This is a genomic window from Methanobrevibacter sp., assembly GCF_045646045.1.
Lineage (GTDB): Archaea > Methanobacteriota > Methanobacteria > Methanobacteriales > Methanobacteriaceae > Methanocatella.
The window spans coordinates 1-12,705 of record NZ_JAZRJY010000108.1 but is presented as its reverse complement, the minus strand read 5'-3'; the positions used below and the strand labels follow the sequence as shown (position 1 = coordinate 12,705).

Genomic DNA, 12,705 nt, shown 5'->3' with positions numbered 1-12,705 from the left:
AATGTAACACCAGCATTTTCCAACGGATTGCCCTGACCATCGACCAGTTTTGCCATGAATTGTGTTCCATCTTTATAGGTCATGTTAATGTTATCGGCCGTTAAAACAGGCAATACTGTGATATTATATGACATCATCAATCCAGTCAACGGATCTGAAGCAGTCAGTATATATTCACCAGGATTCAAGTTAATATTTAATTTAGCTGTTCCGTTTTCATTGGTTGTTCTGTTGTAAAATACCCCATTGATGTTCATTGTAATATTTACATTAGGAACAGTATTGCCCATACCATCAATCAGTGCAATATAAAACTGTGATTCGTTTCTGAAGTATTTAACAAGATTTTGAGCAATTAATGTAGGCAAGACTTCAATACTGTTTTCAACTGAAGTTCCGTTGAAAGTTGTTTTAATTGTGTAGTTTCCAGGATTTAAGTTAATAGCTATTCTGGCAGTCCCGTTTTCATCGCTTACACGAGTATAATTGGCACCGTTAATCTCAAATGTCACATTTTCATTAGCTGCACCAACATTAGCCTCAAACTTGGAATCATTCTTATAAATTTTAACCAAATCTTCAGTATAAACAGCTAAATCTTTAGTGTAAACTTTCAAGGATACAGTACTATTTTGCAGTGCCAAATCCTTCCACACATCATCTGTTTTCATGAAAATAGTGTTTTTAGTATAATGTTGTCGTGACTCCTTAAAGATTGGAATGGATTTTTTAGTTATTTCTACTGTAAAATTATCTCCCGGCCTAATTGGAATTTCATTTGTTAATTTTATTGTATGAAAACCATAATATGGCCCCGTTCCATTTTGCACATGTTTTAATTCATTATTTACATAGATATAAAGTGTATAAGGTTCACCATCATATTTAAAGTAGGTTCCAACTCCGCTTATTAACTCATTGTCCTGAGATTCATATGTGATTTTATAAGCAAGGTCCTTTCCAATCATATCCTCGAAAAAACTCATGTTTCCACTTAAATCCGTTTGATAATTTCTCACATAGTTTTCAGTGTTTTCAATAATAAAACCTACTGCATAACTTGAATTTAAAAAGCTTATGTCATAATAAGACAAATAGATAAATCCTCGATCCCCATTTTCTAAACCGAAATTATCTTTTAATATCCATGCACCGTCTCCAGGAGGAGTGGTTAAGAAATTTTCTTTAGGATAGTTATCATCCCACCCAACAACAGAAACAACATGTTCCCTATCATTAGATAAATTTTGATATTGTGCATGAGTCTTGTTATTGTAGTCAGGTGCTTCAGTTGCTGCATAATATTCTATTGCCAGTGAGCCATAATTCATTATGGCTTTTTTAATTTCATCATTATCAGTTAAATTTTTTCTAGGCCCAACAAAAATTGCATCCTGAATATGAATATTATCCCCAGTGAAAAATATTGGTGAAACCTTTGACATTACATCATAGGCATCATTTTTTTCAAAAACAGGATCTAGCCAACTAAGGATATTTTGAGTTGCATGTGAAATATATCCTGAACCTAATACATACAAGACACCATATTTTGAATAACGCAACATTGTATCTTTTATATTATTTTCTGAAAAATCGTATTCAATTCCTGTTGATTTGAGCAATGCTGATTCAAGAGCGGCAATTGTTCCAAAAGTCCAGCAACTGCCATCCAATATTTGATCTTTAACTGGGCTTATCCATCCCCATTCTCGTGAATCAAACCTTTTAGGCAAATCTGTTACATTTATGGTATTATTAATCAGAATTAAATTTATTGGATTTTTACTTACCTTATTAAAAAAGTCCGTTTCACTTAAAAATAGAGTATCATTGTTCAACTTTATTTCACCAATTTTATAATTAAGAAAAACACCATGAATTGCTTCACCATTATTCTTAAAAGTACTATTGTTAACAATTAAATTACAGTCATAGGCATAAATAGCATTTTTTGTATTGTTAATGAAGTTTGAATCTGTTATATTCAAATCACTCTTATCAAAAAACATTCCCCCACCATTATTTTCTTCATTAATTAGTTTATTTGATATAATGGAAATATTATAAATATTTGCCATGACATTTGATGCATATATTGCTCCCCCATCTAGAGTAGCAGTATTATTAATAAATTTTGAATCTTTTATTGTTAAAATACTACCCAAATAAAGTAAAGCTCCGCCAAAATTAGCAGAAGAATTAATGAATGTTGTATTTGAGATTAATGTACTGCCCTCTATTGGCATATCTCCAGAAACATCAATAAATATTGATCCTGCATTATTTATAGCCGTGACATTTATAAATGTAGAGTTAATAATTTGTGAATATGTTACATATTTAAGAAAAATTGCACCAGCACTTTCAGTTGAATGGAGGTTTGCAAATGTGGAATTTATAACTGCAGTATTTTTTTTAGCATATAATGCTGTAGCATATTTTGAAGTTGAATTTAGAAATGTACAATTTATAATTCCAATCCCTGAATTGTCACCATTTCCATATATCAACGAATAAGTTAAATTAAATGAATTTTTAAATACTGAATTAGCAATAAAAGATTGGAAAGAAAAAGAAATTGCTCCGCCTTTTTCGGCACTATTATTATTAAAAACACAATTTATTGCTTCAATCATTTCAATTTTTACTGCACCACCATCTTTAGCGGAATTATTTTCAAAGGTAACATTATTAAAATTTATCATATTATTAGTAAAAATAGCCCCACCAGCATCTTTTGAAAACCCATTTATTAAAGTAAGATTGTTAATGTTTATATCCCCAATAACATTAAATATTCTTGCCTGTCCTTTAGCATCAATAGTATGTCCATTACCATTAATGGTAAAACCCGTTTTATTAATTATTATTCCTTCACTTAATTGATAATCAGTAGAATTATCATAAATATAATTCTGAGTTATTTCAATAGTATTGCCTGCATCATTGATTTCTGTTTGAAGAGATGTGAAGTTTCCATCAGCATAAACTGCACTAACAGAAATAAATAAAAAAAGCAATATGAATAAAATTTTAAATCTTTTCATAATATCCTCCCATAATAATATTTATTTAAATAATTATTAAAAAAAATTTCTAATAATATAAATGATTAAAAAAATAAGTGAATATTTCAATATCATATAACTTTTAGAGTAGTTTCATATTGGCATCCACTTAATAGTATAGACAATAATTTTCTTTAATATTAAAAATGGAAATGAATCATTTAGATTGATCCTGATAAGACTAAAATCACGTTTGCAATTATTGCAGAACCCAGGTAAGTTCCAGTAATCACAACTAAAGTAATAAGAATTCCTCTCCAACCAATCTTTTTAAATTCTCCCCAGTCTCTACCCATTGCTATACCGACATAAGCTAAAGATGCTACACAAATTGTAGTTAAATCAACTTGAGAAGCGTAATGAGCCACAAAATCCGCTGTTGGAACTCCAGGAATTGCAAGAAACATACCAATTAAACATATTAAGACGATTGATGGAATATTAACCGGAATAATTTCTCCAATACACAGACCCATGAATGCAATGCCTACAATAACAAGCATTCCAATTAATGAATCCATAAATGTAGCATGATTACCAAAAGCATTTCCAATAGCAGCAATTACTGAAAATACTAAAAATACGGCTAAAATTTTAGGAAAGTTATCCATTTTCAATCCAAATGGATTATTCCCATCGTCTTCATCCTGAATGATGCCATCAAACTCAACGGAATGGCCTTTGCATAAAATCGGAGCTAACCATGAATATAATTTTTCTGTAAGGGGCAATGAAATAAATATGAACATGTACATGCCAAAAGAGGTTGAAAGAACATTACTGCATCCTGCAAAAGCTTCTAACTGAGTAGCCATGGAAGGGTATAAATTTACTAATGGAACTAATCCTGCAGCGTTCATGCTTGCACTTCCTACACCTGATGCCATTGCATATGCATATGGATGCAATGGCAGGAGTGAAACGCACAAGCTTGCAAATAAACTCATATATAAAGCACCGATGATGGTTCCTACGATATAAATAAATAAAACTCCACGTGACTCTGGAGATGAAACTCCATATTTGTCAATAATAATTGCTACACTGGGGTCACGACAAATAGAACTTGTCATTCCAACAGCTTCTCTTCTAAAACCTAAAAGTAAAGCAACAGGCAATGCTATAATAGTACAGATGTCCCCAAATAACTGTAAAATCAGGGCAGGACCTACATTAAAAATCATATAGATAGACTCTCCACCCGAAATAGCAAGTTTGGATATTATTACACCAAGAAGTATAGCCATTATTTCTTCAGCAATTTTAGATTCTTCATCACCAATCCACTTAAAATGTTTTGACAAATAGACAGCCATTCCGATAACAATGGAATATGTTATAGGCAGTAATAGGAAACTAACGTTGTCTGTTATTTTAATATCTATAACTCCAATGGATAGTGAAATAATAAGTATAATCAATGCAATAAAATGTAATTTATACACTTTCCATTGTGAACTCTCATCAGTTCCCCCGTCGGGATTTTTCCTATGGCTATCCAGTTTAAATCTTTCAGTATCAGGATTAGTTTTAGAAATAAAAAAATCCTCCTAATTTATTAATTGCTATATATATCTTATTTTTTAAAAATAATATATTTTTGTTTATTATTCTTTCTTTAAATAGTTTTTTAACCTCAGATTAAAGTATGGTGGTCTTTGTGAAACTTTGATTTAATGAACAAAATTGAACATAAATGTGATACAATTCAAGACTACAGTAAAACCACAGTCAAAAAAAAATTAAAGTAATGTTGAAATAATAATCAGGAAAAATCAAAATTGATTCGAAAAAATAGTTATTTCCATAATCTTGGATACACATCGGGTTTCATGAATACTTTAGATGTATTGACTACAAAACCACCTTCAGCAGCTAAAATCTCATCGGCAAAGAATAAAGAATTTCCAGCACCTACAAGTTCACCTTTTAAGGTTTCAATAGCCACAATATCTCCTTTTCTAATATCATCAGATAAATAAGCTACTCCACCGCTTGCAAGATCTGCTCCATGACAGATTGCATCAACTGCAGAATCCTTAATTATAACTTTAGGCAAATAATCCGCTGCTCTCTCCATAGGCATTATTGCTTCACGCAAATATGATTCATCACCGTCTTCAATATAGAAATGATATGCATCAGTTACATCCTGCAATGTTACAAGATTTTCACGTTCACGAAAAGATCCGACCTGTGTTCTTCTAAGTTCTGCCATATGTGCACCGACACCCAAAGCTTCACCGATATTGTGACAATATGTTCTGACATAGGTTCCTGCTTCACATCCAATTCTGAATAACACATCACGGCCTTTGATTTCATAAATAGTTGAATAATAAACGTTACGGGTTCTTAATTCACGTTTAACTGCAGACTTAACCGGAGGCAGTTGAAAGATTTTACCTGTAAACTCCTCAAAAACACGACGGATTTCACTTTCATCCACATCTGAGTGAAAAGTAAGCAAACAAACATATTCCTTAGGAGCAGTTAACAACAACTGTATAGCACGGGTTGCATCAGCCAAACCGACAGGCAAAACACCAGTAACTTTAGGATCAAGTGTTCCTCCATGACCAGTCTTATCCAGTTTTAAAATTCGTTTTACCCAAGAATCAACTTCATGAGATGTTGGTCCTGAAGGTTTATCTAAATTAATAACACCTTTAGAAATATAATCAGTAATTTCCCTTTCTTCAGGCTTACACCCATATTCGGGGTTTGTAATTGCTTTAGATTTTGTAATTAAATTAGTTTTCATAAATAATCCTATATAAAAAAATAGTATAAAAAATAGTAAAAATAATGAATAAATTTAATTATTCATCTTATAAATCAGCTAAAGCTGCTTTGATAGAGTCAGCGTCGCCAGAAACATCGATAGTTTCTTCAGTTGGTTCTAAGTGAGCAATATTACATCTTCTGTTTTTAACAGCTTCACCGATAACTTCAACAAAGTTTTCATCGATGATTTCAACGATTGCACATTTTTCACCAGCTTCTCTTCCAGCAGTTTTAACACATACTCTTCCTACTTCAATTGATGCCATTATATCACCTTTAATGTTGTTAAAATGATTTCTGATACTTTTTCAGGATTGAATGTACCAGTATTAATAATTAAATCATAAATATCCATATTTGAAATGTCAATATTATGAATATCCATATATCTTAAAGCTTCACTTTTTTCACGAGTAATAATTTCCTCGGATGCTATTTCTACAGATTTTGATTCCCTATCAGCTATTCTTTTAGAACGAATATCAAAAGGAGTCACTAACCAAAGTTTTAAATCAGCTTCAACAAAATAAGCAGATAACCTGCCTTCAACTATTAAATTATCCGCAGATTTAGCCAGTTCAGCTTGTCTTTTATCAATTTCTTTATCAATATCATCATTACCTTCAGCAAATTCGCTAAATTCAAGAACAGACATACCACGTTCACGAGCCATATCTCTAAAAACAGACCCTGCAGAAATATAATCAATGCCTAATTTTTCACTGAGCAATTCTGCTGTGGTTGATGTTCCGGTACCAGCTAATCCACCTAGAGTAATAATCATTATTTTCTAGCCTCTTCTTTAAAATGTTTACGCATACATTTTGAACATAAGTACCCACCGTAAGGACGGCTAGGTCTTTTGCTAGTTTTTGAAAGTTTACCAATTTCGTATGGACGTCCACGAGGAACTCCATGTAAGACTGCACCACACTCAGCACAAACATGCTTAGATGGTTTTTTCTTTTTGTATCTTAAAACATTATCTCCACCAGGAGTGTTTTTTCTCATTCTTTTATATGATCTTGATCTAAACCTATTTGCAGGCATTTAATCACCTTGATTAATTTAATAAAAAATTTAATAATTGTGTAATAGCGTATTCAATATAGAATACTATTAGTATGTATTTCATCATTAATAAATATATAAGATTCAAGGGTTAAATTAGAACCCTTGTTTGAATCCTAAGAATTTTCTTAATATTTGACTCATACCAAAGGTACAAATCATATACCATAACAACCAACCAATTCCATAAGGGATAGTAGCTTTTCCTCCATATAAAAATTGACCGATGAAATGCCAGAATGGAGTTAAAGTAAGCCAATAAGCAGGAGCTGGTAAAATTAAAACCAAATTACTGATAACAGAAGTTCTCATCCAGAAGAAAATTAAAATAATTGGAACAAATGTAACAAGCATTGGTTTAAATGATTCCATCATAACTTCATTTTGATTTTTAAGCATTTCTGTTTGCTCAGCTTGAAGTTTAGCAAGTTCTTTTCCATCCCCTTTCTTTTGAGCTTCTCTCATTTTAGAAGAAAGTTCTCTAGACTTCTTCTGGTTTTCATTAACTTTATCCTGATCAACTAAATACTTATTAGCAATAGTTGTAATTAATGAAACAATAAATGCAATAACCAATACAGTTAATGCAGGATTTTGTGGATTTGGATCCATTGCAAGTAACGGATTAAATAATGTATTCAATACATCCAATATTCCACCACTAAACATACTGAAAATATCAGCCATCTAACTCACCCTATTATTTTAAAACATCCACCATTTTAGAAATTGTTTTAGGTAAATGATTATCATGATTTGCAATGATTTTGACTGTAGCTCCGGTTAATGTTGCATAAGCCATAGAAGCAGCCCTATTCATTTCTTGGTGTAATTGAATATCGCTAGCTTTTTCAACATCACGAGAACGTGTGTCATCATTCATTCTTCTGTAGATAATCTCATCCGGATTTGCTTCAACCATAATGAATAAATCTGGTTGTAATTGTTCTAAAACCCATATAGGAAGACCTGGTAAAAATCCTGCAGGAGTGTTAATAGTACAATGAGTATCTACTATAACATTACTTTCTTCAGATTTTTCTTTGATTCTTTTAGCAGCTTTAGCTTGAATCTCTTTTTGAGTTTCAGCAGGTAATTTTCTTAAAGAATCTCTATCTTCCACAAGTTTTTCCTCAATTGCAAGTTCAGTCATTATGTCTCCGTAGTTTAAATGTAGATAATCAACTTCTTCAAGAGCTTTGTTAAGTACGGTGGTACTTCCTGAACCTGGAATTCCTGTTAATACTACTAATTTCAATTTAATCCCTCATATTAAAAGTTGTATATGGAGAAGATTAATCTCCTCCTAAAAATTTCCTGAGTAGTGGATTTGATGACATTAATTGTTCTTCTGCCATTTCCTCATAAAGCTTATGTATAATACCTACAGTAAGCAATACACCAGTACCTCCACCTAAAGCACCAGTTAAATCTGCAAAGAATGCAATAATACCTACATATAAACCACTTAAAATAGTGAGTGCAGGAATATATTTCTTTAAAATTTTATATAATTGACGTTTACTACTTCTAAAACCAGGTATTTGAATACCTGAATTGTAAAGTTGTTCTGAAATTTTCTTAGCATTCAATCCACTAATTTCAACCCACAAGTATGAGAATAAAACACAACATGCTAAGAAAAATATTGCATAAACAAGAACGTGCAACGGTTCTGTAGCAAACATATATATTTTATTAGGAGTGGATAATAACCAAGCAACACCACTTACAGCCTTACCATTTTCAACAGTACCTAAAATAGGGAACCCAATTTTCTGGAAGACGTTTGCTAAAAGTGAAACGTTAACGAGTAATGCACTGGTTAAAATAACCGGCATGTTACTTGCATAAACAAATTTCAATGGATATTTACCAACAGATCCTCTAATTCTTCCATGTCCTCTAACTGAACCGTGGGAAATTGGAATTTCAATACGAATTGATTCACCATAAACAACAACTGCAAATACACAAAGTGTTGCGAATAATGGTATGAGTAATGAGAAATTAGCAGAACCCATAGTAATAGATTGGATAAATCCAGGAATTGCACCGGTTAAGACACCATGACTATTAGGCAAGAAATTAAATGTTCCTACAAGAATAGCTTGACATACACCAGCAGCAATGAACAAACCAATACCACTACCGAATCCCCATTTAGAAACAACTTCATCTAAATAAATCACTAAAATTGCACCAATTACAAGTTGAAGGAATAATACACCAAGATAAGAATTATCGATTGGTACTAAGTTACCAGTTAATACTAAAACACCAGCTTCAAACATTGTAAACAAAATAGAAAGAAGCTTTTGGGTAGCTTGAAAGTGAGACTTATCTTTATGTGATGACAAATCCAAATCCAAAAGATTTGAACCTACTAACAATTGCAATACAATAGATGCAGTAACAATAGGACCAATTCCTAAAGTAAGAATTGAACCAAAACTTCCAGCCATAACTGCCCTTAAAGCAGCGAATTGGTCAACAGCAGCAGAACTCAATCCATATAATGGTATTTGAGTTAAAAAGTAATATAATACCAAAATAAGAGCAGTCCATTTAAGTTTTTCATTAAAATCTTCATTGTGAACAGGAGATTTTACTTCAGGTAAAAACTTAAATATTGGCTCTAAAACTTCGAGAGATGACATTTTATTCCTCTAGTAAAAATATTAAAAGAGAAAACTATAATTCTATAGCTTCTCCTCCTACTTCTTCAATTTTCTCTACAGCAGATGCTGAGAATTTTGGAGCGGAAATTTTGAAAGTTTTAGAGATTTTACCTTTAGCTAAAACTTTGTCATAACCTAATTCGGTTACATCAATAACAATTGCATCTCCTTCCATAGATGCTTTACCGCTAGCAATTAAATCATCAGCTTTTTCTTCCAAGTAACTTAAGTTAACTGAATTAACTTTTTTAATCATTTTTTGAGGTCTTTTGAAGCCGTGTTTACCAAAATAATCTGGTTCATGGATTACAGTCCAGGTCCAGTGTTGTTTTCCAGCTCCAGCTTTACCTTTTCCACCTTTGTTACCTGCACCTCTACGTTTTTTAGTACAGCCTCCTCCGTTGGATCTGGAACCTCTAAGTTTGTTAATTTTACGTTTTGTTCTAATCATAATAAACACCTAATTTAAAGCATTCTTTTTGCAAGATCTTTAATTTCTTCGCCCCTGTAACCTAAAGATCCACCTTCGTTAATGGATAAACGGATATCTTCATATCCTTTTCTAGGAGGGTGTAAACGGAATACAGGTTTAATTCCCACATCAGCTAATTTAACTTCTGAATTGATTACAGCTTCAGATAATTCAGCAATATCTTTATAATCAGAATTTTCAGCTACAAATTCATCAGTAACTTTGTTATTACCTTCGATTCTACCTCTTTTAGCAATAATTTGAGCTAAAAGTTCAGCATCGATTTCACCCCAGGTAATGTAATCCTTAGACTTTTGAAGCATACCTTCAAAACTAGGATTTTCTTCAACTAATACTGCGTGGTTGATTCTGTTAAGTCTTAACATGTGTAAAGTGTCAGCAATATTTTGAATGACACCAGTAGTTCCTCTAACTCTAATAACTAAAAACATAATCATCACCAATTAATAGTTAACTCCCATTTTCTTGAGGTCTTCTTGAGTTGCTTTTACTTCACTTAAGGTTTTTAAAGCATCAAATACTGCATTTGCAAAGTTAACAGTAGTTTGTGTTTGACCAAATGATTGGGACCATACATCGTGAATACCAGCAAGTTTTAAAATGGTTTTACCTACATCACCAATTACTAAACCTACTCCTGCAGGTGCAGGCATTAAGTTTACACTTACACTACTGGTTTTACCTTGTACTTTGAAAGGTACGGTGTGTTCTCTTCCACAAACACAACCCCAATCTCCACAGCCTCTTCTTACTTTAATAATATTGTATTTAGCATTATCGACTGCTTTTCTGATTGCAGGTCCAACCTCTTTAGCTTTACCTTGACCTAATCCAACATAACCATCTTTGTTACCTACAGCAACAATTACTCTGAAATTAACTTTTCTACCAGATTTATGCATCCTTTGAACTAAGTTAACATCCATTACTTCTTCTTCTAAATCTGGAATTAAGGCATCAACTATTTCCAATTCCATAATTGGAAGACCTTTTTCAAAAATTTCGTCGATATCAGTAATGGTTCCATTTTTAACTAATTCACCCATTTTAGTTTTAGGTTCCCATTCATCAATATTAAAACTCATAGTTATTCCTCTGCCTCGTCAATTTTCTCAATAGTTTCATCAAAGTTTGCAGGTAAATCTGCAGGTTCTAAACCTCTTTCTAAATACTTTGAGAATTTTTTAGCTTTTTCATCGTCGTCTAAAGATTCAGCATAATTTGCAATGTGTTCTCCTCTGATACGTTCATCTTCAGGGAAAATGAAGTCACCGTGAGGAACTTCTAAACCTGCATCTACAGCACCTTTAAGAGCTGCAAATACTTTAGAACCTTTAATAGGAGATCTTAAACCGATATCTAAAATTGCATAATCAATTCCTGCAGCTAAAGCTCTTTTACCACAAAGATAACCTGTTAAATAAACTCCAGTAATGTTACCGGTGTTTCCTAAGTATCCGTAATCAGCTAATTGTTTACCTACAGCGGATGTGCGAGTAATATCTCCTTCAGGAGAGTAATCGACAATTTGTACAGTAGCTTGATTGTTAGAAATTCTAACAACTAAACGAGATTTTTCATAATCGATTAATTTAATTCTAGCACCGTAATCGGTTTTTCCTTCTCTTCTTCTTCTAAATGCTACTTTATAATTTGATCCATGTGCCATGTTTACTCATCTCCTTTAATTAAATCATGGTCACGTGCGTAGTTTCTCATGTAAGATTTACTTCTGAAAGCTCCACCTTTTGCCATTTTGTATAATTTACGGTAGGTGGTAGCATCAATAATTTCATCTTCACGCATTTCTTTAAGGTCTTTTCTTAAAGCTCTGATTGTAGTCATCCATTGTTTTTTCTTAGGAGTACGAGCTTTTTTAGCCCCTTTTCTACTACCTGCACCTTTTCTTTTTCCTTTTTGTTTTTGTTCTGCGATTTTTTTAGATCTATAGCTACTAATACCTTTTTGAGGTTTTGCTTTAATAGCTCCATCATTAATTAACTGCTTTACTCCGTCTCTAGTAATCGCCATGGAAACTTCTTCCATCCTTTCAGGATCCATCCATACACGATTAAGCCCTACCTTAAGGATACTTGCAGCTAATCTTTTTTGAGTTGTAAGATTCATATATATAATCCTCCATAATTCAGCATAGCTGATAAATTTAGATAAATAATCTAAACCCCTTTTAATTTATCTTTAATAGTTAGACCAATTCTATAAAAGCCCCTGAATTGATTTAACCTATAAACATAATTTCATAATTTAAATATTTTTATTTAAAACTTTAATTCCTAACTCAGATGCTTTATCTAACATCAAAAGTTTTTTCCTTTTACCAATAGAAGCACTGATTCTTGCAGCATCAGTTTCTGGGTTTAAAGCTTCTAATTCTTTCATATTGTGAACAAGAACATCATTATAACCAGAAGGATGTAAATTCCTAATAGCTCTAGGGGTTCTGTATCCAATAGCAGGCATGTCTGGTTTTCCTGCTTCATATCTTCTCATTTTACTTGTTTTACCTCTAGGGCGTCTCCATTTTATTCCAAGTTTTTTATAACGAGCATATTCTTGTCTTTTAAATCTTTTATTAGCCATT

At 32.3% G+C, this 12,705-nt stretch carries 15 protein-coding genes; all 15 read right to left on the bottom strand.

Annotated features, from left to right (window positions below):
* Positions 1-3,050 (bottom strand): C1 family peptidase (locus ACKI5C_RS07290; RefSeq protein ID WP_407432505.1); only part of this gene is annotated, 3,050 nt, incomplete at its 3' end.
* Positions 3,051-3,232: 182 nt separating this feature from the next.
* Complete coding sequence (locus ACKI5C_RS07285) at positions 3,233-4,492, bottom strand: DUF3100 domain-containing protein (protein WP_407432504.1); 1,260 nt, start codon at positions 4,490-4,492, stop codon at positions 3,233-3,235.
* A 377-nt stretch (positions 4,493-4,869) separates the two neighbouring features.
* Entirely contained in the window at positions 4,870-5,835 is a 966-nt protein-coding gene (locus ACKI5C_RS07280) for an RNA-guided pseudouridylation complex pseudouridine synthase subunit Cbf5 (protein WP_407432503.1), read from the bottom strand.
* Positions 5,836-5,902: 67 nt separating this feature from the next.
* Positions 5,903-6,124 (bottom strand): 50S ribosomal protein L14e, encoded by a 222-nt coding sequence (locus ACKI5C_RS07275; RefSeq protein WP_303736248.1) that lies wholly within the window; start codon positions 6,122-6,124, stop codon positions 5,903-5,905.
* On the bottom strand, positions 6,124-6,642 hold the full coding sequence (cmk, locus tag ACKI5C_RS07270; RefSeq protein WP_407432502.1) for a (d)CMP kinase: 519 nt from the start codon (positions 6,640-6,642) through the stop codon (positions 6,124-6,126). The genes ACKI5C_RS07275 and cmk overlap by 1 nt, the downstream gene beginning before the upstream one ends.
* Positions 6,642-6,908: a 50S ribosomal protein L34e gene (locus ACKI5C_RS07265; protein WP_407416251.1), complete on the bottom strand. Its 267-nt coding sequence runs from the start codon at positions 6,906-6,908 to the stop codon at positions 6,642-6,644. The genes cmk and ACKI5C_RS07265 overlap by 1 nt, the downstream gene beginning before the upstream one ends.
* Positions 6,909-7,025: 117 nt before the next feature.
* Complete coding sequence (locus tag ACKI5C_RS07260) at positions 7,026-7,616, bottom strand: DUF106 domain-containing protein (protein WP_407432501.1); 591 nt, start codon at positions 7,614-7,616, stop codon at positions 7,026-7,028.
* 13 nt (positions 7,617-7,629) lie between these two features.
* Positions 7,630-8,187 carry an adenylate kinase gene (locus ACKI5C_RS07255; RefSeq protein ID WP_407432500.1) on the bottom strand — a complete coding sequence of 186 codons (558 nt, stop codon included), beginning with the start codon at positions 8,185-8,187 and terminating at the stop codon, positions 7,630-7,632.
* Positions 8,188-8,224: 37 nt separating this feature from the next.
* The gene (secY, locus tag ACKI5C_RS07250) at positions 8,225-9,589 is read right to left on the bottom strand and encodes a preprotein translocase subunit SecY (protein WP_407432499.1); all 1,365 of its coding nucleotides are present in this window, start codon (positions 9,587-9,589) and stop codon (positions 8,225-8,227) included.
* A gap of 34 nt (positions 9,590-9,623) precedes the next feature.
* A complete protein-coding gene (locus ACKI5C_RS07245) occupies positions 9,624-10,061 on the bottom strand; it encodes an uL15m family ribosomal protein (RefSeq protein ID WP_407432498.1) in 438 nt (145 codons plus the stop codon).
* 14 nt (positions 10,062-10,075) lie between these two features.
* Entirely contained in the window at positions 10,076-10,534 is a 459-nt protein-coding gene (locus tag ACKI5C_RS07240) for a 50S ribosomal protein L30 (protein ID WP_407432497.1), read from the bottom strand.
* Between the two features lie 12 nt (positions 10,535-10,546).
* Positions 10,547-11,188: a 30S ribosomal protein S5 gene (gene rpsE, locus ACKI5C_RS07235; protein WP_296888817.1), complete on the bottom strand. Its 642-nt coding sequence runs from the start codon at positions 11,186-11,188 to the stop codon at positions 10,547-10,549.
* Positions 11,189-11,190: 2 nt separating this feature from the next.
* Positions 11,191-11,772, bottom strand: coding sequence for a 50S ribosomal protein L18 (locus tag ACKI5C_RS07230; RefSeq protein ID WP_407432496.1), 582 nt, complete (start codon positions 11,770-11,772; stop codon positions 11,191-11,193).
* Positions 11,773-11,774: 2 nt separating this feature from the next.
* Positions 11,775-12,230, bottom strand: coding sequence for a 50S ribosomal protein L19e (locus ACKI5C_RS07225; protein ID WP_407432495.1), 456 nt, complete (start codon positions 12,228-12,230; stop codon positions 11,775-11,777).
* 138 nt (positions 12,231-12,368) lie between these two features.
* A complete protein-coding gene (locus ACKI5C_RS07220) occupies positions 12,369-12,704 on the bottom strand; it encodes a 50S ribosomal protein L32e (RefSeq protein ID WP_292798887.1) in 336 nt (111 codons plus the stop codon).
* Between the last annotated feature and the right edge of the window lies 1 nt (position 12,705).

Excerpts from the sequence above, each read along its gene's own strand:
- ACKI5C_RS07280 (WP_407432503.1), bottom strand. The coding sequence starts at position 5,835 with ATGAAAACTAATTTAATTACAAAATCTAAAGCAATTACAAACCCCGAA.
- ACKI5C_RS07240 (WP_407432497.1), bottom strand. The coding sequence starts at position 10,534 with ATGTTTTTAGTTATTAGAGTTAGAGGAACTACTGGTGTCATTCAAAAT.
- ACKI5C_RS07220 (WP_292798887.1), bottom strand. The coding sequence starts at position 12,704 with ATGGCTAATAAAAGATTTAAAAGACAAGAATATGCTCGTTATAAAAAA.
- secY (WP_407432499.1), bottom strand. The coding sequence starts at position 9,589 with ATGTCATCTCTCGAAGTTTTAGAGCCAATATTTAAGTTTTTACCTGAA.
- ACKI5C_RS07260 (WP_407432501.1), bottom strand. The coding sequence starts at position 7,616 with ATGGCTGATATTTTCAGTATGTTTAGTGGTGGAATATTGGATGTATTG.
- ACKI5C_RS07275 (WP_303736248.1), bottom strand. The coding sequence starts at position 6,124 with ATGGCATCAATTGAAGTAGGAAGAGTATGTGTTAAAACTGCTGGAAGA.
- cmk (WP_407432502.1), bottom strand. The coding sequence starts at position 6,642 with ATGATTATTACTCTAGGTGGATTAGCTGGTACCGGAACATCAACCACA.
- ACKI5C_RS07225 (WP_407432495.1), bottom strand. The coding sequence starts at position 12,230 with ATGAATCTTACAACTCAAAAAAGATTAGCTGCAAGTATCCTTAAGGTA.
- rpsE (WP_296888817.1), bottom strand. The coding sequence starts at position 11,188 with ATGAGTTTTAATATTGATGAATGGGAACCTAAAACTAAAATGGGTGAA.
- ACKI5C_RS07245 (WP_407432498.1), bottom strand. The coding sequence starts at position 10,061 with ATGATTAGAACAAAACGTAAAATTAACAAACTTAGAGGTTCCAGATCC.
- ACKI5C_RS07265 (WP_407416251.1), bottom strand. The coding sequence starts at position 6,908 with ATGCCTGCAAATAGGTTTAGATCAAGATCATATAAAAGAATGAGAAAA.
- ACKI5C_RS07230 (WP_407432496.1), bottom strand. The coding sequence starts at position 11,772 with ATGGCACATGGATCAAATTATAAAGTAGCATTTAGAAGAAGAAGAGAA.